Below are 23,279 nucleotides of genomic sequence, written 5' to 3'. Positions count from 1 at the left end.
GTTTTTACAACGCCCCGCGAAGAATATGCTTGATAGGTAAAACAATAGCCTGCGACCTCCGAGCAGAAGCCTCCGCGCTATATGTCCGTAGCGTGGTATATCTCTGCCCCACGCTCAGTCGCGATTCCGGAATTCTTGCGCCACATATCACGCACCCGGGCGCGGCCATTTCCGGTAGCTCTGCCGTCTCGCCGTTGCCAACATCGAGCAGGCCGTTCCTGCCGCCAAATCCCGTGATGAATGGGTTGGTGTGAATATGGCAGCGAAAACCTCCGGCATCGGCTTCGACGATTGGATGGCGTTGCGTTTGACGTGAGCTGTAACCTCCAGTTCTGCGTGGACATCAACAGACTGCTCGCCTCCACCGCCGATGGAGGCGCTGCTCGCGATTACACGGCTGCCGTCAACGAATTTGCCATGCTCTATGCGAACGATCGATTCGATTATCCCTGCCAACGCACTTTAAAGAACATGGCGAAAATAGTCTTCAACGCTTCGCACGTGGTTAAGCAGCTCATCATCTTCACACCACTCACCCACCACATGGCTTAAACCCAAACCAGTCCCCGGCAGTGTTTCCCCTCGTGAAGGTCTACGCAACTTATCCGCTACTGCGGTATCGCGTAAGTCGGTTAAATTCTTTATAAGAGTATCGTACGACCCTATTTGCCAGTCTGCACCACTGCTGGACATAAATTTCCTCCTTTTTTCGTTCATCATCGAAATCACACTCTCTAGCCAGCGCACAAACTCCTCTAGATTCGCGTCAGAGGTAATCATGGGATCTTCCGTGTTTCAACGATCCAGGAAAGATCAAAATCTTTAAATCGATATTGCAGGCCCTGACCGAGGAAATGGTCACCCGTTTTGCCCCCTGTTCAGCGGCATGCCTAACGTACGCCGTAATGTCGGCGCCTTTGGGTATAGTCAATCCGCTCTGGATGCTTCTTTGGAAGTACTTTTATGCCGTCTTCCGCGGGCTTCGTATTCTCGACTGCTTAGCCGCCCGCGACACATCAGCTGTTCCTTCAGCCATCTGACTGCCCTGGCGCCCACAGCCGCTGCGTCCGCGACCTCTCCTGTTTTGCCTGCGATATTCGCAATCTCGGTTGCTTCTCCGGCTTTCGCGGCAACATTCGCGACCTCACCAGTCTTGCCTGCAACGTTCGCCGCCTCTCCGACCTTGCTCGCTAAATTCGCCGCTTCACCCGCCTTTCCTGCTGCGTCCACTCCACCGACAAACAGGCCTCCTACGTCAATTGCACCGCGCCCCGGCGCCTCGCTGCAATGTCCGTGCGCTGAGAGTCGCATTGAAGTTCGCAGCGTTCGTCGTCATCGTCGCCGGAATGTATGCCGCGTTTCTGTCAATAGGTGCCCAGAAAATCGACGCGGACTTCAGCGGTCGACTATCGTTTGCAGTCGAGGTGCTGCTGTCTGCGAAGGACCTGGTCCTCGGCGTGGGGCTCCTGCCGCCCGGAGGCAATCTGATCGCCGACAACGCCTCGCGCGGCGCGGGCATCGACGGGCTCTACACCAACCTGATCTATGGCGAAGGCTACGTGGGCCTCGCGATCTTCGTGATCGCGATGCTCGGCTTTCGTCGTGTGTCGGGTAAAGACGCGCGTTGCGGCGCGTTCTTCGGCGTCGCGCTCTGGAGCGGCCTTCTGTTCGGCGTGACGGAGTCGCATTTCTGGCTGCTGGCCAGCCCGTTGACGGCCCTCGTGGCCGTGCTGGCCGGCACGCTCGGCACACAGTTCGGCGGCTATAGCACGGTGCGCCCTGCCCTTCCCGAACGCGGGACATTGCATCATGCCCTCCGGTAACTTCACTGCACCGAGGTACGGTTCGGGTCATCAGGCAAGCCGCGCCACCGATGTCCAAAACGGAGAATATCTGGTCATCTCACGCCAGCTTCGCCCCACGGCGTTGGCGCGAGTCAATCATGCAGTCCTGCCGTCGAGAAACCGTGCTGAGGTCTGTTCCCCGCACCTCGCGGCAAACATCGCTTGAACCCGCTTGAATCTTTTTACCCAGAGCCATGAAAGTCACGATCGTTGGAACAGGATACGTTGGACTCGTCACCGGGGCGTGCCTCGCGGAACTCGGCAATCAGGTGCTCTGCCTCGATGTCGATGCCTCGAAAATCGACCTCTTGAACAGCGGCGCCGTGCCCATCTACGAGCCGGGTCTCGCCGACGTCATCGCCCGCAACCGGGACGCAGGGCGTCTGCGCTTTTCGACCGACATCGCGCACGCCGTCGCGCACGGCGATATCCAGTTCATTGCCGTGGGCACGCCGCCGGACGAAGACGGCTCGGCCGATCTCCAGTACGTGCTGGCAGCCGCGCGCAACATCGGGCGGCACATGACGTCGTTCAAGGTCGTCATCGATAAATCGACCGTGCCGGTCGGCACCGCCGACAAGGTGCGCGACGCCATCGCGGAAGAACTCGCGCAGCGCGGCGAACACACGGAATTCGCCGTGATTTCCAATCCCGAATTCCTCAAGGAAGGCGCGGCGGTGGAAGATTTCATGCGGCCCGACCGCATCGTGATCGGCTACGAGCCGGACGTTCCGGGGCTGCGCGCGAAAAGCCTGGTGGACCAGTTGTACGCGCCGTTCAACCGCAATCACGAACGCACGCTGCACATGGACGTGCGCTCCGCCGAATTCACCAAGTACGCGGCGAACGCCATGCTCGCCACGCGCATCTCGTTCATCAACGAACTCGCCAATCTCGCGGACCGCGTGGGTGCCGACATCGAGCAGGTGAGGCGCGGCATCGGCTCCGACCCGCGTATCGGCTACAGCTTCCTCTACGCAGGCTGCGGCTACGGCGGCTCGTGCTTCCCCAAGGACGTGCAGGCGCTCGTGCGCACCGCAGCCGAGTACGACATGCAGCTCGACGTGCTCACGTCGGTTGAGCGCGTGAACGAGCGGCAAAAGAGCATGCTGTTCGACAAGATCCGCCGGCACTACGACGACAAACTCGCGGGGCGACGCTTCGCGATCTGGGGTCTCGCCTTCAAGCCGAACACCGACGACATGCGCGCGGCGACCAGCCGCGTGCTGATTGCCGACCTGGTTCGATCGGGCGCGATGGTCAACGTCTACGATCCCGTCGCGCTGGAGGAGGCGCGGCGCGTGCTGGCCGACGATCTGGGCCCGGACCTCTTCGAGCACGTCCATTTCTGCCGTGAGCGCGACACCGCGCTGCTCCATGCCGATGCGCTCGTAATCCTCACCGAATGGAAGGAATTCCGCAGCCCGGACTTCGAGCAGATGCGAGCCTCGCTCGCACAGCCCGTGGTGTTCGACGGACGCAATCTCTACGAGCCGGCAGTGATGCGCGAAAACGGTTGGCGCTACTACACGATCGGGCGGGACAAGGCCAGCGCCGCTGTTTAAGCGGCTCAGAGGTGGTGCCGTTGGCGGTGCGACGGTCGAACATCGCCGGGCGCGCCGCAGATCGCCTCGCCGCAAAAACGCGCAACACGTCGACTGCACGAAGTTCGCCTGGCACCCAGCCACTTTGTCCGATTCGACAGCGACAGTGTCGGAATACGCCATTGCGGCTGTCATACGCTACGGGCACGATGGAACTCGCCAACATGCCTATGTCCAGGATGCATCGCTCGACGTTCGAATCCGCGCTTCCGGTGAATCGGCGTACCCGCGCCGCGCTCCGGCGCTTGATGCTCGTGTTGCTACTCCTTTCAAGTGGATGGAGCTTCGCAGCACAACCCTCATTTTTCCGCTTCGACATTCCGCAGATCGCACCTGCCTCAATCGCCGACTTTGGTTCGCTCAACACCCCCCTGCAAACCGGCGATCGACTGAAAGCATGCGGCCCCGTGCTGTGTACAGTCAGCTCGCCCACGTCGGTACGGCTCTTTGGCGTCAATCTGCTGTTCGGCGCCGCGTTGCCCGATGCCGGGCAGGCCGCGCAACTCGCGCGGCGTTTGCGGGCCCTGGGTGTCAACCTCGTTCGCCTGCATGGGCTCGACGCTCTCTCATCGGCGGGTGACGGCGGACCCACCGGCCTGCTCACGTCCGGCCCGTTTCCCACACTCGACCAGCAAGCGGTCGATCGACTGCGCGACTTCCTCGAGCAACTGCGGGAAAACGGCATTTACGCCGACCTCAATCTCCACGTCTCGTATCAGTTCCGCCCGGCGATCGATCACACGCAAGCGCTGCCAAACGGCGGCCCGTGGCCGAATCAGTCCAAGCCCCTGCTATTGATCGACGAAACGGCGATCGCACTCCAGGCTCGCTACGCGCACATGCTGCTCGAACGCCTGCGCGGCGCGGGCGAACCAGCGCTGGCACTGGTCGAGATCAACAACGAAAGCTCACTGGTCTATCACTGGATGGACGGCACGCTCGAACGTCTGGTGACCGGTCGGCTTCAGGCAACGCTGGTTGCCGAGTGGCGCCGATACTGCCAGGCGCACGGCGTCGCACGCTGCGCCGAGGACAACGGCATCGTTCCATTCAATACAGGCGACTCATCGAAGGCTGCGGCGTTCCTCCAGTTCCTCAGCGAAAAAGACAAGCAATACGTCGACACGGTCGCGGCCGCGGTGAAGCATGTCAATCCCGATCTACTGGTGATCGGCTCGCAGATGAATTTCGGCAGTCTCGCCAATTTCCGCTCGTTCTCTGCGATGGACGTGCTCGACGATCACTTCTACGTGGATCAATATCAGTTCCCGCGCGGCATGTGGCGTTGGGACAACTGGCAGATCACCGACCGCTCGAACATCGCGACCGGTCTTGTGCCCCTGCTGGGCGCAGCCTTCTATCGGTCGTTCGACAAGCCTTTCCTGATTACCGAGTTCAATCAGCCATGGCCGAACCGTCAGTCGTCGGAAATATTGCCGGAGACCGTCGCGTTTGCGAGTCTCCAGGACTGGAGCGGCCTGGTTTTCCACGATTACGCGCAGACGCGCGACACCTACACCACCGACTCTCCGCTTGAGTTCAGCCTTGTCGGAGACGCTACGAAGCTGGTCCAGTTCGGCCAAGCCGCGTGGATCTATCGCACCGGCGCCATTGCGCGACTGGATGCCGTCATGCCTTATGGCATTGACGACGCACTGATCCTCGACGCCACGCGAGCGAGAACGACCGATGGACTCGCCGCACTACTCGAACAACACGGCGTCATCAACGCATCGAGCCCATTCTCGGCACGCGTGGGCTACGCCGCTGACGCGCCCGCCACCCAAACGACCGCCCCCACGACCGCTCCCGCGACCGAACCGCACGCGCATTTCGATCTTCGCGCGCGGAACGTCGTCATTAACGCGCCCGGCGTCGAAGGCGTGACCGGCTATCTGCAACCGGGTCGGCGCTACGACTACGGCACATTTCAGATCAAGCTCGATCCCGCCGCGCGCGGCTTCATCTCGCTCACGCTTTCGGCTCGCGACAATCGCGAGATTCGACAATCGCGATCGCTGCTTCTCACCGTACCCGGCTATACGGTGGGTTCGGCCATGTCGAGCCGAGGTCCCGTCCCGCAGGATCTCTCGGGCACGTCGGCGCCGCTCGACTATTCGCTCAAGCACGTATTCGAAGCGCCGTCGCCACGCTGGACTCTGTTTGCTCCGGCCACCCACGAGATCATCAGCCTTCGTGCGATCAAACCGCCGGTGTGGATGGAGCGGGTGCCGTGCACGCTCTCGTTTTCTTCCAGTGCCGCATCGCTTCGCGTCTACCCACTGGACGCAAACGGACATCGTCTTGCCGCGCTCGACCCGCGCTTCGTCAGAAAAACGCGCGACGGCTTTGCGATCGACCTGCAAGCCCCGGCGCAAACGCCCTCTCCATGGTTCGAGCTTTCCGCGTCGGACTGACGCGACACAAAGCGCTCTTCAGGAACGACCTCTTTCCCGATGAACTATCTCATTTCTGTCTGGTGCCTGTCGCTCGCACTATTACGCCAGCGAAAAATGGCTCTACTCTTTCCCATTCTCTGTTTCATCACACCCAAAGGCTTCGGACTGGTCGACGTCTCCAGCCTGCCTTATCTTTCAGTGAACCGGGCAATCGTCTTGTTCATGATCGCGTGCTTCGCTCTGTATGTGATGGCGTGCAATTTCAAGATCAAGAATTCCCGCTTTCCACTTCGAACCGCATTCACGCTTTTGGGCCTTTCGTACTTTGGATCGTTGGCGGCCAATCCGGCAACCTGGTCTTCGGATGCCGTTACGACGTTCATGCTCTTCTCCGAGATATTTTTCCCGTGCTATCTGATCTGGCAGTTTTGCGACTCGCCGGCACAGGCGGAACGCACACTCAAACTGGTCTACATTGCCGGGCTCATCGTATCCCTTTACGGAGTCGTAGCGTTCCTCACGCACTTCAATCCATTCTTCGATTACATTAAGCTCACGACACCCACCGGACGCGTGCAAGCAGCCGATTACAGCGGTTCCGTGCGTGGCGCCCGCGCTGTCGGCACGATGTCCAATGCCATCACGTTCGGCGCGTTTCAAGCCATCACTTTTCTGGTTGGCATCTTTCTGCTGCGGGCCAATCGATCCACCTCGCGACTACTCTGGTACGTGTGTGGCCAACTCATACTGCTCGTCGGAATTGTCGCGACGAGTTCGCGCACGCCGCTGGTCTTCGTGTTGTTCTCCATGTTGACCTTCATTACGTTTGCACGCACCCGCGACAAGGTCATCGTGGTTCAGGTCGGTGTAGTGATCTGCGCATTGGCCAGCGTGGTCGGGCTTCAATACATCGAGAAGGTGATGAACTTCGCGCTCTCGGTATTCAGTCAAACCGATACCGCCAGTCAGACGGGAAGTTCTCTCGAGATGCGCATCGGGCAGGCGCTCATCGCTTATCGATTTTTTTCCGATGCGCCATTTTTTGGTGGTGGTGTCTCCATGACGCGCTCCATTCTCAGCTCCGGCGCGTACCCCGACTTCTACGGTGCGGAAAGCGCGATATTCCAGTGGGCAATCGACATGGGTACATTTGGGTTGATCGCGTTCTGCGCCCTGTTCGCGAAGATCTTCGCCACCGCGAGGCGCCTTGCGGACCGATCCGCCAGAGCCGTCGTCTACGGCATGACGGCGGGTTATATCGTCTTCGTGATCTCGACAGGCGTGCTTGAAACGATGCAGTTTTTCCTGATCGTCGTCGTGTTGATGTTCATCGCCGAAGGACCTGGAAATCGCGTTACCGCGAGGGAATTTCCGCGCTACCTGGCGCGCGCTCTCGTGAATACGAACACGGCCGCTGGGCCCGACCACGATTTCGGTCTGCCCAGGTGACGACGAGGCGATACCAGTGGTGAAGCTCGCCATTCGATGCCCTGCCTGAGCGAACAACATCAGTCGTTCAGATCGGTCTTGTACGCTTGTGCGGCGCACTCCCCGCTATCGACATCCCCCGCCCGCCACGCCGATTCCCGCAAGCGACCCCGAGCACCCGGCCCCAGACACACCGGCCGCCATTCCCGCCATCCCGAGCCTGCCCGCACCAGGCACCACGCTCATCGACCGACCCAACGCCGCGGCATTCGGCGCGCCAACCTTGAACCCGCTCGCCGTCGGCATCACGCCCGCCGGCACGCCGGCCTCTGCCGCTACCTGCCCGATCCCCAGCGGATCTCCAGCAACGCCCATGCGCATACCGGCACGTGGCGACGGCGTCGGAGCAGTCAACGCGGCCGCCGACGTCGCCGCAGAATAAGGATCGCTACTCGCCTGTAGACGGCGCAGATACGCGTCCGGCGAACTCTGCTCGATCAACGCGATGTACGGATCGCTCGAACGGTGCAGACGACGCCGGTCGCGCTGCTGGCTCGTTTGCAGCAGCGACGACGTAAGCGGTGAGCGAAACGCATCGCCGATCATCTGCGCCTCGGCGGCAGGCGCACCGAGCAGTACGGCAACCGCCGAGGCGCAGATGATCGGCAAAAAGCCGCGCCGCCAAAGACACGCCGAGGAATTCATGATGACCTGTCCCAACAAAAGAGGGCCCGCCGCACCGAAGCGGCCGGCCCGTTGACAAGACCCGCATAAGCACCGCCCCACGTGCAGGCCGTCCGGAACCCAACCTGCCGCGTCACGTTCATGCGACGAAGCACACCCACACGTCGCCCACCGAAGCGCATGGACAACCCCGCGCCCTCAGGCTTGCGCCTGATACCGATAGCCGTATCCGTACCCGTAGCCATAGCGCGTCGTTTGCACGCCGTTGAATACCTGCCCTGTCACGCGCACCCCGGACTGGCTGAGCCGCGTCATCGTCTCTGCGAGCTGGTGACGGTTCGTCGTTTCCGCGCGCGAGACGACGAAGGTCGCATCGCACACCTGCGCGAGCGTAATCGCATCGCTCACCGGCAGCACGGGCGGCGAATCGATGACGACGTAGTCGTAGCGCGCGGCGGCTTCCTTGAGCATGGCGGCAAACGCAGGACGTTCCAGCAGTTCGCCCGGGTTCGGCGGCAACGCGCTGCCGGCCGGCAGCATGTCGAGGCCGCGCAGGCCCGTCGCAATGATCGCCCCGTCGAGTGTCGCGTCGCCCGAGAGCACATTGGCGAGCCCCGCATACGCGTGCCCCAGCGTGAAGTAACGGCGTGCGCCGGCGCGCCGCAGGTCCGCATCGACGATCAGTACGCGCAGCCCCTTGAGCGCCAGCACATACGCGAAGTTGAGCGCCACGAACGTTTTGCCCACGCCTTCGGTCGGGCCGGTGAAGAGGATCGAGCCACCCGCCTTGCCCACCATCGAAAAGCGGAGCGCCGCGCGCAGCGAACGCAGCGCCTCCACGCTCGGGTCCGATGGACTCTGGCTTGCCAGCAGCGCGGTCTCCTGACGTGGACCGTCCGACGCGCCACGACGCAGCTTCGCCACTTGCTGCTCGGTCGCACTGACCGGCACGACGGCGAAGATAGGCGCCTGGCCGACACGCTCGACGTCGAGCGGACTGCGCAATGCATCGTGCAGCGCGGCCACGGCCTGCGTGACGACGAACGCGAGGAACAGGCCGCCCAGCACGCCGCCCGCGAGCACGAGCGGCACGCGCGGCCACGCTGCGGAATCAGGCCGCACAGCGAAATCGATCACCGACACGTTGCCGGTCGTACCGGCCTCCGCCACTTCGAGTTGCTGGGCGTTGGCCACGAGCGCGGTGTAGAGCTGCGTATCCACGGCGACGTTGCGCGCAAGGCGCAGATAGTCCTGCTGCGTGGAGGGCAGCGCCTGCACCTGCTTCTCCACGTCGTGCAGCGCGCTTTGGAGCGCCGAGTCCTGCGCCTCCAGTGTCTGCACTGCCGGATGGCCCGGACGGAACTGCTCGCGCGTGGCCTGCAGGTTCAGGTCGATGAGCGTCTTCTGCTTGGTCAGGTCCACTGCGCGCGTGAGCAAGGCCTCGGTCTGCTGCTCGATGTCGATGGTCTTGGTGCGAATGCGGAACGCGTTGAGCCGGTCTTCGGACTGCGCCAGTTCCTCTCGAAATGCGGGCAGCTTGCGATTCAGGAACTCGAGACTCAGCCGCGACTGCTCCGCGCGATGCTTGATGTTGAGCGCCACATAAGCGTGCGCAACTTCGTTGGCGAATGCCGCGGCAAGTGCAGGATCGCTGTTCTTCACCGAAAGCTGGATCATCGAAGAGCCCTTGGTGGTCTCTTGCACCGTCATGCGTTTGCGCATGGCGTCGATCGTGTCCTGCAACGACGCTTCCACGAGCTTGAACGAGGTGCCCGGCCGCCCGCGCATCTCGCGAATCTCGATCACGCCGGGCGCGGGACCGAAGTCGGTCTGCACCGTGAACTTCACGCGCTCGTGCAGCCCGCCGTTTGCCACCGTCACGCCGTCCGGGTCTTCGAGTGTCCAGCGGTTGCCGGGCTGCACGCGCACGCGAAATTTCTCGCCGTAGAGCACGCGCGGTGCATCGAATGCGGCCACAGCAAGGCGTTCGCCGCCCCACGCGAAACCCGTGAGTCCCAGCGGCGCCTCGGCGAGCCCGTTCGGCGGCGTCTTGTAGCGGCCATACAGGCGCCCCAGCAGCGGCACGCGGTTCGCCACGAAGATGGTGGTGCGCGCCTGGGTGGCGTCGACCGCGGGCTCCAGCACCGCGCGCGAAGAGAGGATGTCGAGTTCGCCGTCGATCGGTTTGTTGAGGCTCAACGCGCTCGCCACGTCGGAGAGCGCGCCGAGCGCGGAGCCCTGTTGCTCATCGACCTGAATCAGGGCGTCTGCCTTGTAGACCGGCGCGGCGACGATCAGATAGGCCAGCGCGAGCGCAACGACGCCCGCAGCCACGCCGCAGAACAGACGCCGATGGCTCTGCACGTTGTGCCAGAGCGTCAACAGGCTGACGTCGTCGTCGGTTTGACCGGGGGCCGCGCCGTTCACCAGCATGTTGGGCAGTGTCGGTTCTGACTTCATGTCCATGGTCGGATCAAAGGGAAGGTTGCTGGGTGAGCACGGGTAGCCAACTCCTCGCACACAGTTCGATGAGGTTCAGCGCCGACTCGAAGCGCGCCAGGTCGCCGCCCACCGGGTCGTCGATCTCGCGGTCCATCCAGTGTCCGAGCGTCCACACGTTGAGCGCCGCGAGCGGAAACCGGCGAATGATCTCCAGCCGCTGGCCGCTTTCCATCGTGAGCACCAGGTCCGCCCAGTCGAGCATCGGCTTCACGAGCCGCATCGCGTTGGTGTCGCCGCGCCGGCCGTATCCGCGTGCGTCGAGCACCTCGCATGCGAGCGGATGCATCGGCACGCCGCTCAGCGCGGCGAGTCCGGCCGACTCGACCTCCGCTTCTATCACGTCATCCAGCACGTGACGAAACACGCTTTCGGCCATCGGGCTTCGGCACACGTTCGCGTGGCAGACCACCAGCAGCTTCAACGGACGCCGTGTCATTTGAAGGCCTGGGCGCCGAGGTAGAGCGAACTCGCGAACGGCAACACCTGCGCGACGACGCGGTAAAAACGCGTCACGTGCGCGGCGTCGACAAACACCACGTCGCGCGGTTGCAGCTCGAAGCGGTCGCCCAGCACGAGCATGCCCGGCGAACTCGCGTCGAGATGGAACACGTCCACGGTGCGGTCTGCCCCTTGCCGGAACACGTAAACCTGCGAGGCGTTCGCCGACGTGCCGTTGAGACCGCCCGCGTCGGAAAGTGCTTCGGATAACGAAAATGGTCCGACCGGCATGATCTGCGAAACAGGCCTGTTGACCTCGCCCAGCACGAACACCTTCTTGAGCCGGCGCTCGGGCACGTTGATCACGTCGCCGTCCTGCAGCACCACGTTCTGCGAAACGTCGCCGCCGTAGAAAAAGGCGTACAGGTCGAGCGGATAGACCTTGCCGCCGCGATTAAGCGTGGCGCCGGAGAGATCGGCGCCCTCGCCGTAGCCGCCCGCGCCCGAGATCGCATCGGAAACGGTCTCCGGCGTATCCGTGAGCGAGATGGTTCCCGGCGCGCGCACGGCGCCCGACACGTAAATTTTCTGGCTGCGATAGGACGCAATCGAAACGTCAACCTGCGGCTTCGCAACCGACTTGTCGAGCCGCGTGAACAGATTGCGGCGGATCGCCTCGATGGTTTCGCCCGCCACCTTCACCTGACCGATGTACGGGTAGTAGATCGTGCCGTCGGCCTGCACGACACGGCCGTTCGGATCGAGATTGCCGCCCGTCGTCGCGGCCGGCAACGCGGTGCTCTGCGTTGCGCCTACCGACACGATCGAGTTGTTCACCGACGAGAAGCCCGGATTGTTGAGTTCCGGATGATCCCAGACGATCACACGCAGCACGTCGCCGCTGCGCACGCGGTACACAGAAGACGCGACGCGCGGCAGCGCAGCGTCTTGGGGCGGCTGCGCTGCGGCCTGCGCAGCCAGTTGCGCGATGAGTCTGCCGTCGAGCGCATGCAGCCGGAACGTGATGCCGTTCTGCACGATCTCGGCGGGCTCCGCCTGCCCGTTGGCCTGCACCGTCGTGTCCTCGCGCGGCGCCACGCCCATGTAGGGCCCCGGCGCCAACGCACAGCCACCCAGCGCGGCTGTTGCCAACCACGCCCACGCCGTCTTCAACGCCATACATGGACGGCCGCTGGAAATCCGGTTCGAAACACGACGCACCATGCTTTGCTCAATCAATTGGATGTCCTTCCATTCGCGGTCTGACGCGTGCGGACCTGCCGCCGCCGATCAATAGACTTCTGCGTTTGCGAGCGTTGCGCCCGCCGCGTCCTTCGCGGCCACCAGCGGATCGCCATCGAGGCCCCAGTCGATGCCGAGCGCCGGGTCGTTCCACAGCAGCGTGCGTTCGTGCTCGGGGTACCAGAAGTCCGTGGTCTTGTAGAGAAACTCCGCGCGCTCGGAAAGTACCGCGAAGCCGTGGGCGAATCCGGGCGGAATCCACAGTTGCAGGCGGTTTTCGGCAGAAAGCCGCGCGCCTGTCCATTGTCCGAAGGTGGGCGACGTGCGACGCAGATCGACTGCCACGTCGAACACTTCGCCCGCTACGACGCGCACGAGCTTGCCCTGCGGACGCACCACCTGGTAGTGCAGACCACGCAGCACGTTGCGCGACGAAACCGAGTGGTTGTCCTGAACGAAGTGGAATCCAGCTGCCACCTTGTCCTCGAATGCGCGCAGATTGAAGCTCTCGAAGAAAAGACCGCGCGCGTCACCGAATGCAGCAGGCTCCAGCAGCTTCACCTCGGGAATGGCCGTTGGCCGCACGGTGATGGTCATGAGGCAACAGCGCCCAGCAGCGAAGTGAGGTAATGGCCGTAAGCGGTCTTGCGCAACGGTTCGGCGAGGCGATTCAATTGTTCCGCGTCGATCCAGCCCTGCCGGAACGCGATTTCCTCGGGGCTCGACACGAGCAGCGCCTGGCGCTGCTGCACCGTGGCAATGAACATGCCCGCGTCGATCAGCGATTGATGCGTGCCCGTGTCGAACCACGCAAAGCCGCGGCTCAACGTCTCGAGCCGCAGGTCGCCGCGCGCGAGGTAACAGCGGTTGACGTCGGTGATCTCCAGTTCGCCGCGCGCCGACGGTTCGATGCTTGCTGCGATATCGCACACGTCGCGGTCGTAGAAGTAAAGCCCCGTGACCGCGTAGTTCGAGCGCGGCTTGGCGGGCTTTTCCTCGATCGAGAGCACGCGGCCGGCCGCATCGAATTCCACCACGCCATAACGCTGTGGGTCGTGAACGTGGTACCCGAACACCGTGGCGCCGGCATCGCGCCTGTCGGCGGCGCGCAGATGCGTGCCTAGATCGGCGCCGTAGAAAATGTTGTCGCCCAGTATCAGCGCAGAGGGCCGGTTGTCGATGAAGTCGCGCCCAATCACGAACGCCTGCGCGAGCCCGTCCGGCGACGGCTGCACCGCGTAACGGATGCTCACGCCCCACTGATGCCCGTCGCCGAGCATCGCCGAAAAGCGCGGCGTGTCGGCGGGCGTGGAGATCAGCAGAATGTCGTTGATGCCCGCCATCATGAGCGTGGAGAGCGAGTAGTAGATCATCGGCTTGTCGTACACGGGCAGCATCTGTTTCGAGATGACCTGCGTGATCGGATAGAGCCGGGTGCCGGAGCCGCCCGCGAGGACGATGCCCTTACGTGTCGAGATATGCGTCGAGATACGTGTCGAGATCATGGCTTATACCTGCACCAATGGATTGGAAAAGTACGCGCGCCGGTATTCGCCCGAAAGCACCGCCTCGACCCACGCTTCGTTGTCCACGTACCACTGCACCGTGCGCGCGAGTCCGCTCGCGAAGGTCTGCTGCGGCCGCCAGCCGAGTTCGCGTGCGAGCTTCGTCGCATCCACCGCGTAGCGGCGGTCGTGACCCTTGCGGTCGGTGACATAGGCGATCTGCTCGCGATAGCTGCCCGCCGCACGCGGTTTCGCCGCGTCCAGCAGCGCGCAGATGCGGTGCACGACATCGACGTTCGTCTGCTCGTTGCAGCCGCCCACGTTGTACGTCTGCCCCGGCGTGCCGCGCGCGAGCACGGTGCGGATCGCGTCGCAATGGTCGCCCACATAGAGCCAGTCGCGCACGTTGAGGCCATCGCCGTACACCGGCAACGGCTCGCCGCGCAAGGCGCGCTGGATCATCAGCGGGATGAGCTTCTCGGGAAACTGGTACGGCCCGTAGTTGTTCGAACAATTCGTCGTGAGAGTCGGCATGCCGTAGGTGTGGTGCCAGGCGCGCACCAGATGGTCGGAGCCGGCCTTCGACGCCGCGTAGGGACTGTTCGGCGCATACGGCGTGGTTTCGCTGAACGCGGGATCGTGCGGGCCGAGCGAACCGTAGACCTCGTCGGTCGAGACGTGCAGGAAGCGGAAGGCTTCACGCTGCGCGCCGGAAAGGCCATCCCAATACGCGCGCGCTGCTTCGAGCAGCGTCGCGGTGCCCACCACGTTCGTGGAAACGAAGTCGCCCGGCTGGTGGATGGAGCGGTCCACGTGGCTTTCCGCCGCGAAATGCAGCACCGCACGCGGACGATGCGTTTGCATCAGCGCGTCGAGCGCCGCGCGGTCGGTGATATCGGCGTGCACGAAGACGTGGCGCGGATCGTCGCTCACTTGCCGCAGCGTTTCGTAATTGCCCGCATACGTCAGCTTGTCGACGTTGACGACAGGCTCGTCGTGACGCGCCAGCCAGTCGATGACGAAGTTGGCTCCGATAAAGCCGGCGCCACCGGTCACAAGAATCATGTCGTGCCCTCGGGTGTGGGGGATTGCCGCACTGGCGTGTTACCCAGTGTCTTTGCTGTCAGGCTGCACACGAATGCCCCGATCCGCGATGCCGCACTGCACGAAAAACATAGGCCAGAGGATCGCTATGTTAGGGTTCCCGATTGATCGGATTCGGCCATATGGTTGGCGCGTTCCGACATCATCCGGCAACGCGCCGCTCTTCACGCAGGCCCGCGAGCGGCCCTTCAATCAAGGCTTCGCGCGACACACGGCTGCCGCAAGAGGTATCCACCCAGTTTGTCCGAATCGATGAAGACGGTGGCCGAATCTGCCATTTCTGTTCGCATACGCTTTTGCACGAGGCAACTCATTCACCGCAGCATCGCCACATGCATAACGACGGGGTTCGACGACATGGCAGTCAGACAGCTTTTCATTCTCGGCACGCGCGGCATTCCCGCGCGCCACGGCGGCTTCGAGACGTTCGCAGAGCGCCTTGCGCTCTACCTGACACAACGCGGCTGGGAGGTCACGGTCTATTGCCAGAGCGATGCGGCTGAAGGCGCGATCAACGAAGACATCGGCGAAGACACGTGGCAAGGCGTGCGCCGCATCATCGTGCCGGTGACGCGTGCCGGTGCCCTCGGCACCATGGAGTTCGACTGGAAATCCATTCGCGACGTGGCGGGACGCGACCCCGGCCTCGTGCTCACGCTCGGCTACAACACGGCCGTGTTCTGCACGTACCTGCGATGGCGAGGCATCACGAACATCATCAACATGGACGGCCTCGAATGGCGGCGCGAAAAGTGGAAGCTGCACGAGCGCCTGTGGCTGTGGCTCAACGAGCGCGTGGGATGCTGGGCCGGCAACCATCTGATCGCCGACCACCCCGCCATCGCCGCGCATCTGGCCACGCGCGTGAAGCGCCGCAAGATCACGACCATCCCCTACGGTGCGGACCCCATCGAGAGCATGAGCGCGGTACCGCTGAGAGCGTTCGACCTCGAGGACGTTCGCTACGGACTCGTCATCGCGCGGCCCGAACCGGAGAACTCGGTGCTGGAGATCGTCACGGCGTTTTCGCGCAGACCGCGCGGCGCACGCCTCGTCGTGCTGGGCAAGTACGATGCGACACATCCGTATCAGCGCGCGGTGCTCGACGCCGCCAGCGACGAAGTCATGTTTCCCGGCGCCATCTATGACCAGCACGTCGTACGCGCGCTGCGCTACCACGCCAACTTCTATCTGCACGGTCATCGTGTGGGCGGCACCAATCCCTCGCTCGTGGAGGCGCTGGGCGCCGGCTGCGCGGTCATTGCGCACGACAACGTCTTCAATCGCTGGGTAGCCGGCCCGGACGCACGCTTCTTCGCCACGGAAGCCGATTGCGACATGCACATCTCCGCATTGATCGGCGACCCGGCCACGGCGAGCGCCATGGGCCTTGCGAGTGCGCAGCGCTTTCGCAGCGCGTTTCGCTGGGACAGCGTGCTCGCGCAGTACGAGGCGCTACTGGACCGTCATGCTCGAACCGACCGGCAGCACGTCGCGGTCGTGCCGCGTGTCTCGCCGGTTACGGCTGCCGCTGCGGTTGCGGCACAACCGGCCGCAGCGCTCGATGCCCGCGTACGCGCGGAACGTTCGAAAGCAGATCGTGCTGTGGCGTTGAACGCCGAGCACGCGGGCACGCAAGTCGAGTGAGCGCGGATTCGCGGCGGGCGCTTTCCACGCGTACCGCCGCGAACATCGCCGCAAGACACGCGGCAGTGCTCAAGCCGAACGAACCATGAACCGTATTACCGGCCCTTGAGCGCGCTGCCATAGAACCTGCGGCGCGCTCTGCTCGCAGTCCAGACAGCCGCTACTGCAAAAGCAAACAGCGCAGCAAAGATCCCGCTCGCCGCGACCAGCGCCCAGAACTTGCCGGCATCGCGCCACAACCAGGCTAGTTGGTGCGTCGCCAAAGCTGCGAGCACCGCCACGCTCGCGAGTGCGGCCAGCAAGTCGAAGCGGATGCGCCACGGCACGATGCTGCGCCCGACGAACCCGCTCACCGCGCAATACGAAGCGCCCGCCGTGAGTGCCGCGCACCCCGCGCCAATGCCACCGAAGCGTGGCGTCAGCACGAGACTCAGCACGCCGTTCAACAGCAATGCGAGCGCCGCAACCGTGCACATCACCGCCTTGCGTTCCTTGAATTCGAGCGGCTTGTGAAAGAACGGCCCGAGCGAAAAGCAGAACGACGAAGCGACCAGCAACGGCAGAAGCGTCGCCGCCGCGCCGAATTTGTCGCCGAGAAAGAGGCGCGTGGCCGGCACGGCCACAGCATCGACGAGCGCAACGAGAACCGTACCCGCGCACAACAGCCACGTGAGCAGGTCGCCCAGTTGGCGCGCTGCCGCCTGCCCGTTCCTGGCGTTCCACGCGCCCATCAACTGCGGCCAGGCGGCGGCAAGAATCGGCGCCATCACGAGATTCACCGAGCCCACCACGAGCGTCGACGCCGCACCGTACAGGCCCGCCATTTCCGGCCCGGCGAGTGCGCGAACGAGCAGCCGGTCGCAATACATGGCGAGGTTCATGAAGATGAACCACAGCGTCATCGCGCCACCGTAGACGCGCAGCTTGTGAAAGACCATGCGCGTGCGGCGCGAAAGCAGCTTGTCACGCACGTCGCGGGCGAAGAGGCCCGCCCGCAACGCACCGAACGCGGCGCCCAGGCATTGCGCGGCGGCCACGGCGAGCAGCAGCGCACCGACGTCGTTCGGCGCAATCCCACACACGAGCAGCGAAAACACGATCTTCAACGCACTCGCGCCCGCCTGCTGGATTGCGTAGGGCCACGCGCGCTGCTCCGACTGCAATGCGGTGCCGACAAGCGTGAAGAGCGTTTGCGCGGCGATCGCGATGACGCAGAGGGGCCACAGCGCGCCGTCCGGAACATCAAACCACTGCGCTACGCGCGCGAGCACGTACAGCGCGGCAAGCCCCAGGAAAATCGCGCCGCCGCCGCGCAGCACGGCCGCCTTCGCGTAGCTGGCCGCGCGCCGGCTCGCGCCTGCGAGGTAGCGTCCCGTGGCCTGCTGCAGCCACTGTCCCGCCACGGAACTCGCGAGCACGATCACCGTGATTGCAACCGTGTAGCCCCCATAAAGCGTGGGTTCAAGACGGCGCGTCAGCAGGGAGAGCAGCACGATGTTGAGTCCCGCGTTGCTGCCTATTCCGAGCGCGTAGGGCACGTACGTCGACCACGTCTTGCGCAACCGCCCCACGCCCCCCTGCCCGCCCACCCTCATGACGCAACCGCCGGCGAACGTTGCGAGAGTGCATCGACGAGTCGTTCCACCGAGGCCTGCAGCGTGAACTGTTGAGCAAGGCGCACCGAACGGTCGGCGTAGGCCGTGCGCCGCGCATCGTCGCCCAGCAGCGCAACGAGCGCGTCGGCGAGCGGTTGTGCCGACTTCGGCGGCACGACGATACCGTTCTGCCCGTCTATCACGAAGTCGCGTGTGCCGCCGTTGTCCGCGGTGACCACGGCGCATCCGCACGCCATGGCCTCCAGCGCCGGGAGCCCCCAGCCTTCGCTCCAGCTGGGGCACAGATAGATGGACGACGCGTTGTAGACGGTCTCGCGCAACACCTGCCTCGCGGGATCCTGGACATACGCGATCCACGCGGGCAGGAAGTCCGGCCGTGGGGCTGTGCCGAAGAGCACCGCTTGCAGATCGGGAAACGACGCCTTCGCCAGTTCGAGTGCGGCCACGCCTTCCGCCGCACCCTTCCACGCGTGCGGCGAGTACAGCATGCTCACCGTGCGGGCGCGCTGAGCGGGCGCAGACGTGAGGAAGAACTCCGCGTGATCGACGGGATTGGGCACCTGCCAGGCCGTATCGCCGGACAGCTCGTGCACAAGGTCTTTCAGCCATCCTGAGATCACGATCTTCTTCATGCGCGATTGCAAAGTGCGATTGACGCGCGCCTCAGGGCCGGCCCACGTTTCGTGATGCTGAATGAAATAGAACTTCTCTCCGCTACGTGCCGGCAGACGCTCCACGTATTCGGCGGTACGCCATAGCGTCGCCACGATCACGTCCGCCTGCGGTACGTAACGCGGATACAGCGCGGGCACGACGCTAATCTTCACGCGGGGATGCATCTTCATCCACGGCACGCAGGCGCGGTGTCCCTGCCCGGCCATGGCCCGGCCCACGCCCATCAGCTTCGCGCAGTCAGCCGCGAGCGAACGCAGCCGTGCGGCCGGCGTGTGCCGGAAGCGCCACAGAAACAGCGTGCGCGGATGCAGAACCTCGACCTCGTGTCCGGCTTCGGCGAGCGCGTTGGCATATTGATAGACGATCTTGCCGCCGCCTGTGGGGCGTGGCATGAGACGCGGCAGAACGAAGGTGATTTTCATGACGAGCGCCGTTTCGTCAGCGGGATTCGCGCTGAAGCGCGACGGCGTCGTGCGGGATGGATGCATCTGCTGCCGTGGCGTGGGGCGCCTGTACTGTCTGCGCAATGGCGCGCATATAGGTCTCCACCGTGAATCCGTTCACGTAGCACGCTCGGGCCGCGTTCGCGAGCCGCACGTAGTCGTCGTCCGGAAGTGCGAGTGCATGCTTGAGTACGTGCAGCAAGTTCTGCGCGTCGTTCGGTTCGAACAGAAAGCCGGTCACGCCGTGCGTCACGATCTCCGTAAGGCCGCCCGTGGCCGCTGCAATCACGGGGCGGCCGCTTGCGAAGCTTTCTATCGCCACACGCCCGAACGGCTCCGGCAACACCGACGGCACCAGCGCGTAATCGGCCCATGCGTAGTGCTCCGCAGGGTCATCCGTGAAGCCGTGTATCTCGACGCTCTGCGCGCACGCGTGCGCGGTGTCGCGCAACTGGCCAAGCACCGCCTCGTATCCGGGAAACACGTCGCCGACGATGCGCAGCTCCAGCGGCAAGGCACGGCCCAATGTGCGCAGCGCATCCAGCACGAATTGCTGCCCCTTCCACGGATTGATGCGTCCGATGATGGCAAGCCGCAGCGGCCGCGCACCACGCACCGGCACGGGCGCAATGTTGCCCGCTACTTCGACGCCGTTGTGGATCACCGTGCCGGGCATACGAAACGCCGCTGCCGTCGCGTTCGAGTTGTAGATCAACGCAGCGCGCGAGAAACGCAACAACGCTCTGAACACGCGCAGCGCCACACGCGAAGGTATTTCGCGCACGTGCACGTAGCACCCGGCGCGCCGCCCACGCAGGGCCGCAATCGCAGCGACGCACACCACGGTGTTCACATAGCAAACGTCGTAGCGTTCGAACAGGCGGCAATAGCGTCGCCACGCGCGTGCCATGTTCGCCAGCGTACCCAGCGGTCGCGCCTTGAGCTTCTTCTTGCGCAACACACCGTTCTCGTCGTACTGAATCCGGCTCGCGTATCGCGCGACGTGATCGACGATAGGCCCGGGTTCGGGCAGCACGACGTCGATGGAGGCATCGGGATGCTGCTCGCGCAGTGCACGCAGTGCGGAAAGAAAGCTGCGGTCGGAACCGTACAGCTCCGCGCCCTGGTGCACCATGACGATGGCTAGCGGCTTCTTCAACGAAACACCTCCGCAACGACCTGGAAGAATCGGCCACGCGCATGGGCGCCAGCCGACACGCGCCACGCCTTCCACACCACGTAGCAGCGAATCGCGAGTTTCTCCATCAGATTGCGGTCGAAGACGTGAACCCACGATTGCCAGAGCCAGATCTGACGCTGCAATGCCGCGGCGGGGTCCGTCGTGCTGCGCAATGCGGAGTCGTGCTCGAGATGCGCGCCGGTGAGCCACGCGCGCGAGCCGAGGCGCGCAATGTCGCGGCAAAAGCGCGTATCCACGCCGTAAAGCCGCAGCCGCTCGTCGAATGGTCGCGGCCCGAGGCGCGTGAGCAGCGCGCGGCTGATGCACATGCCGCTCATCATCGCGGTGAAGTTGGCCGGCAAAAGCGCGCGGTCGCGTACCCGCGCGAGCGCAGCCCCCTTGATCCACTTGAGGCAGCCCGGGCTGATCGTCGTATCGCCGTGCCGGATGCGCGGCGTGAAGACTTCGGCGTTGCCCGTGTCGATGCTCGCCGTCAGCTCGCGAAAGAACGCGGCATCGACGCTCGAATCCTGATCGAAGATGACGACGTACGGGCGATTCGACTGCCGGACCAGCATGTTGTAGATCTTCGCGAGTGACTCGTTTTCCGGCGACGACCAATAGCGCCACGGAAAAGGCAGGAAGCCCGGATCGGGCGGCGCCGGTTGCTCGCGCGCGTTGTCCCAGATATGGACTTCGATGTCGATGCCCAGCTTCGCGAAGTCGATCCGGCTGAGTGTGGCGAGTGTTTCGGATGCCTCAGGATCGCGCCGATACAGTACGACGATGAGATCAAGCGCATGCATGGGCTTCTGCTCCCTGCCTGCTGCCGACCACGCGCGCGGGAATGCCTGCCACGATCGAGTAGGGCGGCACGTCGCGCGTCACCACCGCGCCCGCGGCAACCACGCAACCCCGGCCGATCGTGACGCCGCCCAGCACGGTCACGCGTGCGCCGAACCAGCAGTCCTCGCCGATGGCGATCGGCTTGCGCGTCGTGCCCTGTTCGCGAATGGGCCGCGTCAGGTCCGCGAAATTGTGGTTTTCCGGGTGCGCGCTGAAGTATTGCCCGATGATCGTGTTGCGACCGATGGTGACGCCGCCCGAGCCGCCCACACTCGAAAACTCGCCGATGCCGCAGCCTTCGCCAATCACGATGTGAGCGCCGGGCCGCTGCAGATCGGTGCCCACCACGAGCCGCGTATAAGCGCCGATATTCGCGCGTGCACCGATGCGCAATCCGTCGCGCCCCAGTCCGCTCAGAATGGCGCCGTCGCCAATGACCGCGTACCGTCCGATCTCGACCTTGCGTGCGAATCGCAATCTGACGCGTCGACCGACGAAGCACGGTACAGGCCGGCGCGAACGCAACGAAAGCGCCGTGCCGCGCATCAGATTCGCGCACTGCTCCGCGAGAAAGAGAAGCACGTCCAGCGCCCCCAGATCGGGCGCGAGCGCCTTGCCTGGACGAATGCGCCGCAACGCCTGATTGACCAACGCACTCAACATGCCAGTACCCGCAATGGCTCGCCGCTGCCGAGCCGTTCAATGAATACGCAGGTTCAAGGCGACAACGAACACGGTCTGTGTGCCCGCCATTGCGCAGCTTCCTGCATCGATTGCGGCACATCATAAGCATGCGCTTCACTAGCCATATAGGGCTGGCCGATCGCGCCACGATGTTGGCGGATAGCGTCACGCAGCGAGTCGTTGCGCGACGACGCGGGGTCGAGTGGCGGCGACGTTGGCGAGAAACCGCCGAGGTATGGTTTCAATCGGCCAGGTCGCGCTCTCGCCAGCGGAAAAAATTTACGATGCGCGATGAATGTCCCGGCAAGACGCCACGTTGCGCGCCGATCATCGATCGGCGGCCATCGCGGGGTGGCGAGCGCGTCGTCCACTCTGCGTCACCTTTCGGTTCCAGTCATGTCGGAAATCTATCCGTTCAAGCGCGCAACGCGATTCCTGCACGAGCCCAACAGACGCGTTGCGCTGCCGGCCGCAACAGAACAGCTTTCCCACGACAACGCTATGGTGCTCGCCGAAATCGAGGACTGCTGCGCCGCGCTGTTCGACCGCTGGTGCGAGACCCGGCATGTGGTGCCGCTCGCTTACCTCATGCACGTATGGCCTCTTCCCGGGACATCAGTAGACCTCGCCCGTAGAGTGGCAATCGTTTTGCGCGAGTTGCAGCGGCTTCATACGGAATCGCTCGGTCCTGTCGAGCATCAGTTGATTCGCCGTGCGCTGGGAGCGGTGGAGCGCGCGTTTCCGTCGTAAAGGCGAACGTGCGAAGACGTTGCGCCAGGCATCCCGTGGTATCGGAAATCGGGATCAGACGTCCTTGAACGCTGTGTCAATCTCCTCGTCTTCGCGCGCCGCCGCCTGGTTCACCGCCATCCCGCCCTCCGCCGCGCTCCATTGCCGGACCCATTCCGGCAAGGGCGGCGACGGCTGCGTGATACCGGCCAGCTCCATCAGCTCCGCGGTGGATACGGTCCCGCCGCTGCGCTTGAGAAAGCGCGCACGCACAACGCCGAGCGCAACCTGTGCGCCGTCGCGCACGAAACCTTGTTCGAGGAAGATGTTTTTCTCGTCCCAGCCGATCACACGCGTCGCCACTTCGTAGCGTTCGCCCAGTTCGAGCGAGCGATGAAAGCGCAGCGTTTCGAGCGTGACCACCGGATACCAGCCCCGTGCGTTGAGCCGCTTGAAAAGCCCGCTGCGGATCATCAGGTCCACGCGCGCGAGGTCCAGAATCGCGAAGTAACGGCTGTTCGTCATGTGACGCAGCACATCGAGGTCGTTGAGCCACACGCGAAACGGCGTGACGCAGGTATCCAGCACGTTCAGTGGGCCCCGACGTGCCGAGAACAACAAGGTTGTGAGAAGACGCAGCAGCAGACTCATCGCAATGGCCGATTCGATCGGTAACAAGGAAAGCGCGCACCGGACGATGCGCGAGAGT

At 63.8% G+C, this 23,279-nt stretch carries 19 protein-coding genes; 5 read left to right on the top strand and 14 right to left on the bottom strand.

All coding sequences use genetic code 11. The annotated features are described in order from the left end of the window. Positions 1-462 precede the first annotated feature (462 nt). A complete protein-coding gene (locus tag PXJ20_RS05455) occupies positions 463-780 on the bottom strand; it encodes a hypothetical protein (protein ID WP_421030357.1) in 318 nt (105 codons plus the stop codon). 530 nt (positions 781-1,310) lie between these two features. Between PXJ20_RS05455 and PXJ20_RS05450 the strand changes: the two genes are divergently transcribed. The 3 genes from PXJ20_RS05450 to PXJ20_RS05440 all read left to right on the top strand — a co-directional run bounded on the left by PXJ20_RS05450 (position 1,311) and on the right by PXJ20_RS05440 (position 7,296). Further along, a complete protein-coding gene (locus PXJ20_RS05450) occupies positions 1,311-1,823 on the top strand; it encodes a hypothetical protein (protein ID WP_421030356.1) in 513 nt (170 codons plus the stop codon). Between the two features lie 215 nt (positions 1,824-2,038). Beyond that, positions 2,039-3,409 (top strand): UDP-glucose dehydrogenase family protein, encoded by a 1,371-nt coding sequence (locus PXJ20_RS05445; protein WP_421030355.1) that lies wholly within the window; start codon positions 2,039-2,041, stop codon positions 3,407-3,409. Between the two features lie 2,495 nt (positions 3,410-5,904). Further along, a complete protein-coding gene (locus tag PXJ20_RS05440) occupies positions 5,905-7,296 on the top strand; it encodes an O-antigen ligase family protein (protein ID WP_421030353.1) in 1,392 nt (463 codons plus the stop codon). A 105-nt stretch (positions 7,297-7,401) separates the two neighbouring features. On the opposite strand, the gene PXJ20_RS05435 is transcribed toward PXJ20_RS05440, so the two are convergent. The 7 genes from PXJ20_RS05435 to rfbB form a co-directional block, all read right to left on the bottom strand. Continuing rightward, positions 7,402-7,980 carry a hypothetical protein gene (locus PXJ20_RS05435; RefSeq protein ID WP_421030352.1) on the bottom strand — a complete coding sequence of 193 codons (579 nt, stop codon included), beginning with the start codon at positions 7,978-7,980 and terminating at the stop codon, positions 7,402-7,404. 177 nt (positions 7,981-8,157) lie between these two features. Beyond that, on the bottom strand, positions 8,158-10,419 hold the full coding sequence (locus PXJ20_RS05430) for a polysaccharide biosynthesis tyrosine autokinase (RefSeq protein ID WP_421057411.1): 2,262 nt from the start codon (positions 10,417-10,419) through the stop codon (positions 8,158-8,160). Between the two features lie 13 nt (positions 10,420-10,432). Beyond that, complete coding sequence (locus PXJ20_RS05425; protein WP_421030350.1) at positions 10,433-10,897, bottom strand: low molecular weight phosphotyrosine protein phosphatase; 465 nt, start codon at positions 10,895-10,897, stop codon at positions 10,433-10,435. After that, positions 10,894-12,078, bottom strand: coding sequence for a polysaccharide biosynthesis/export family protein (locus PXJ20_RS05420; protein WP_421030349.1), 1,185 nt, complete (start codon positions 12,076-12,078; stop codon positions 10,894-10,896). Before PXJ20_RS05420 ends, PXJ20_RS05425 begins: the two co-directional genes overlap by 4 nt. A 111-nt stretch (positions 12,079-12,189) precedes the next feature. After that, complete coding sequence (gene rfbC, locus PXJ20_RS05415) at positions 12,190-12,738, bottom strand: dTDP-4-dehydrorhamnose 3,5-epimerase (RefSeq protein WP_421030348.1); 549 nt, start codon at positions 12,736-12,738, stop codon at positions 12,190-12,192. Beyond that, positions 12,735-13,646: a glucose-1-phosphate thymidylyltransferase RfbA gene (gene rfbA / locus PXJ20_RS05410; protein WP_421030347.1), complete on the bottom strand. Its 912-nt coding sequence runs from the start codon at positions 13,644-13,646 to the stop codon at positions 12,735-12,737. The genes rfbC and rfbA overlap by 4 nt, the downstream gene beginning before the upstream one ends. A 3-nt stretch (positions 13,647-13,649) precedes the next feature. Beyond that, positions 13,650-14,711: a dTDP-glucose 4,6-dehydratase gene (gene rfbB, locus PXJ20_RS05405; protein WP_421030346.1), complete on the bottom strand. Its 1,062-nt coding sequence runs from the start codon at positions 14,709-14,711 to the stop codon at positions 13,650-13,652. Between the two features lie 396 nt (positions 14,712-15,107). Here rfbB and PXJ20_RS05400 point away from each other — a divergent pair, with 396 nt between their 5' ends. Then, entirely contained in the window at positions 15,108-16,397 is a 1,290-nt protein-coding gene (locus tag PXJ20_RS05400; RefSeq protein WP_421030345.1) for a DUF1972 domain-containing protein, read from the top strand. Positions 16,398-16,492: 95 nt separating this feature from the next. On the opposite strand, the gene PXJ20_RS05395 is transcribed toward PXJ20_RS05400, so the two are convergent. From PXJ20_RS05395 to PXJ20_RS05375, 5 genes are read right to left on the bottom strand one after another with little or no spacing between them, the layout of a single operon-like run. Continuing rightward, complete coding sequence (locus PXJ20_RS05395; protein ID WP_421030344.1) at positions 16,493-17,992, bottom strand: lipopolysaccharide biosynthesis protein; 1,500 nt, start codon at positions 17,990-17,992, stop codon at positions 16,493-16,495. Continuing rightward, a complete protein-coding gene (locus PXJ20_RS05390) occupies positions 17,989-19,110 on the bottom strand; it encodes a glycosyltransferase family 4 protein (protein WP_421030343.1) in 1,122 nt (373 codons plus the stop codon). Before PXJ20_RS05390 ends, PXJ20_RS05395 begins: the two co-directional genes overlap by 4 nt. A gap of 16 nt (positions 19,111-19,126) precedes the next feature. Next, complete coding sequence (locus PXJ20_RS05385; RefSeq protein WP_421030342.1) at positions 19,127-20,290, bottom strand: glycosyltransferase; 1,164 nt, start codon at positions 20,288-20,290, stop codon at positions 19,127-19,129. Continuing rightward, positions 20,287-21,117: a hypothetical protein gene (locus PXJ20_RS05380; RefSeq protein ID WP_421030341.1), complete on the bottom strand. Its 831-nt coding sequence runs from the start codon at positions 21,115-21,117 to the stop codon at positions 20,287-20,289. Before PXJ20_RS05380 ends, PXJ20_RS05385 begins: the two co-directional genes overlap by 4 nt. Next, entirely contained in the window at positions 21,104-21,820 is a 717-nt protein-coding gene (locus tag PXJ20_RS05375) for an acyltransferase (protein ID WP_233411565.1), read from the bottom strand. The genes PXJ20_RS05380 and PXJ20_RS05375 overlap by 14 nt, the downstream gene beginning before the upstream one ends. 417 nt (positions 21,821-22,237) lie before the next feature. On the opposite strand from PXJ20_RS05375, the gene PXJ20_RS05370 reads away from it, so the two are divergent. Next, the gene (locus PXJ20_RS05370) at positions 22,238-22,591 is read left to right on the top strand and encodes a hypothetical protein (protein WP_421057410.1); all 354 of its coding nucleotides are present in this window, start codon (positions 22,238-22,240) and stop codon (positions 22,589-22,591) included. 54 nt (positions 22,592-22,645) lie between these two features. Here the strand turns inward: PXJ20_RS05370 and PXJ20_RS05365 are convergent, their stop codons facing one another. Then, the gene (locus PXJ20_RS05365; RefSeq protein ID WP_421030339.1) at positions 22,646-23,248 is read right to left on the bottom strand and encodes a thioesterase family protein; all 603 of its coding nucleotides are present in this window, start codon (positions 23,246-23,248) and stop codon (positions 22,646-22,648) included. Positions 23,249-23,279: the final 31 nt, after the last annotated feature.

The organism is Paraburkholderia sp. A1RI_3L (assembly GCF_048957895.1).
GTDB lineage: Bacteria > Pseudomonadota > Gammaproteobacteria > Burkholderiales > Burkholderiaceae > Paraburkholderia > Paraburkholderia kururiensis.
This window is presented reverse-complemented; position numbering and strand designations above follow the sequence as displayed.

What these genes read in the sequence shown, in the direction of transcription:
- PXJ20_RS05455 (WP_421030357.1), bottom strand. Translation starts at nt 780, where the DNA reads ATGATTACCTCTGACGCGAATCTAGAGGAGTTTGTGCGCTGGCTAGAG.
- PXJ20_RS05445 (WP_421030355.1), top strand. Translation starts at nt 2,039, where the DNA reads ATGAAAGTCACGATCGTTGGAACAGGATACGTTGGACTCGTCACCGGG.
- PXJ20_RS05440 (WP_421030353.1), top strand. Translation starts at nt 5,905, where the DNA reads ATGAACTATCTCATTTCTGTCTGGTGCCTGTCGCTCGCACTATTACGC.
- PXJ20_RS05435 (WP_421030352.1), bottom strand. Translation starts at nt 7,980, where the DNA reads ATGAATTCCTCGGCGTGTCTTTGGCGGCGCGGCTTTTTGCCGATCATC.
- PXJ20_RS05430 (WP_421057411.1), bottom strand. Translation starts at nt 10,419, where the DNA reads ATGAAGTCAGAACCGACACTGCCCAACATGCTGGTGAACGGCGCGGCC.
- PXJ20_RS05425 (WP_421030350.1), bottom strand. Translation starts at nt 10,897, where the DNA reads ATGACACGGCGTCCGTTGAAGCTGCTGGTGGTCTGCCACGCGAACGTG.
- PXJ20_RS05420 (WP_421030349.1), bottom strand. Translation starts at nt 12,078, where the DNA reads ATGGCGTTGAAGACGGCGTGGGCGTGGTTGGCAACAGCCGCGCTGGGT.
- rfbC (WP_421030348.1), bottom strand. Translation starts at nt 12,738, where the DNA reads ATGACCATCACCGTGCGGCCAACGGCCATTCCCGAGGTGAAGCTGCTG.
- rfbA (WP_421030347.1), bottom strand. Translation starts at nt 13,646, where the DNA reads ATGATCTCGACACGTATCTCGACGCATATCTCGACACGTAAGGGCATC.
- rfbB (WP_421030346.1), bottom strand. Translation starts at nt 14,711, where the DNA reads ATGATTCTTGTGACCGGTGGCGCCGGCTTTATCGGAGCCAACTTCGTC.
- PXJ20_RS05400 (WP_421030345.1), top strand. Translation starts at nt 15,108, where the DNA reads ATGGCAGTCAGACAGCTTTTCATTCTCGGCACGCGCGGCATTCCCGCG.
- PXJ20_RS05395 (WP_421030344.1), bottom strand. Translation starts at nt 17,992, where the DNA reads ATGAGGGTGGGCGGGCAGGGGGGCGTGGGGCGGTTGCGCAAGACGTGG.
- PXJ20_RS05390 (WP_421030343.1), bottom strand. Translation starts at nt 19,110, where the DNA reads ATGAAAATCACCTTCGTTCTGCCGCGTCTCATGCCACGCCCCACAGGC.
- PXJ20_RS05380 (WP_421030341.1), bottom strand. Translation starts at nt 21,117, where the DNA reads ATGCATGCGCTTGATCTCATCGTCGTACTGTATCGGCGCGATCCTGAG.
- PXJ20_RS05375 (WP_233411565.1), bottom strand. Translation starts at nt 21,820, where the DNA reads ATGTTGAGTGCGTTGGTCAATCAGGCGTTGCGGCGCATTCGTCCAGGC.
- PXJ20_RS05370 (WP_421057410.1), top strand. Translation starts at nt 22,238, where the DNA reads ATGTCGGAAATCTATCCGTTCAAGCGCGCAACGCGATTCCTGCACGAG.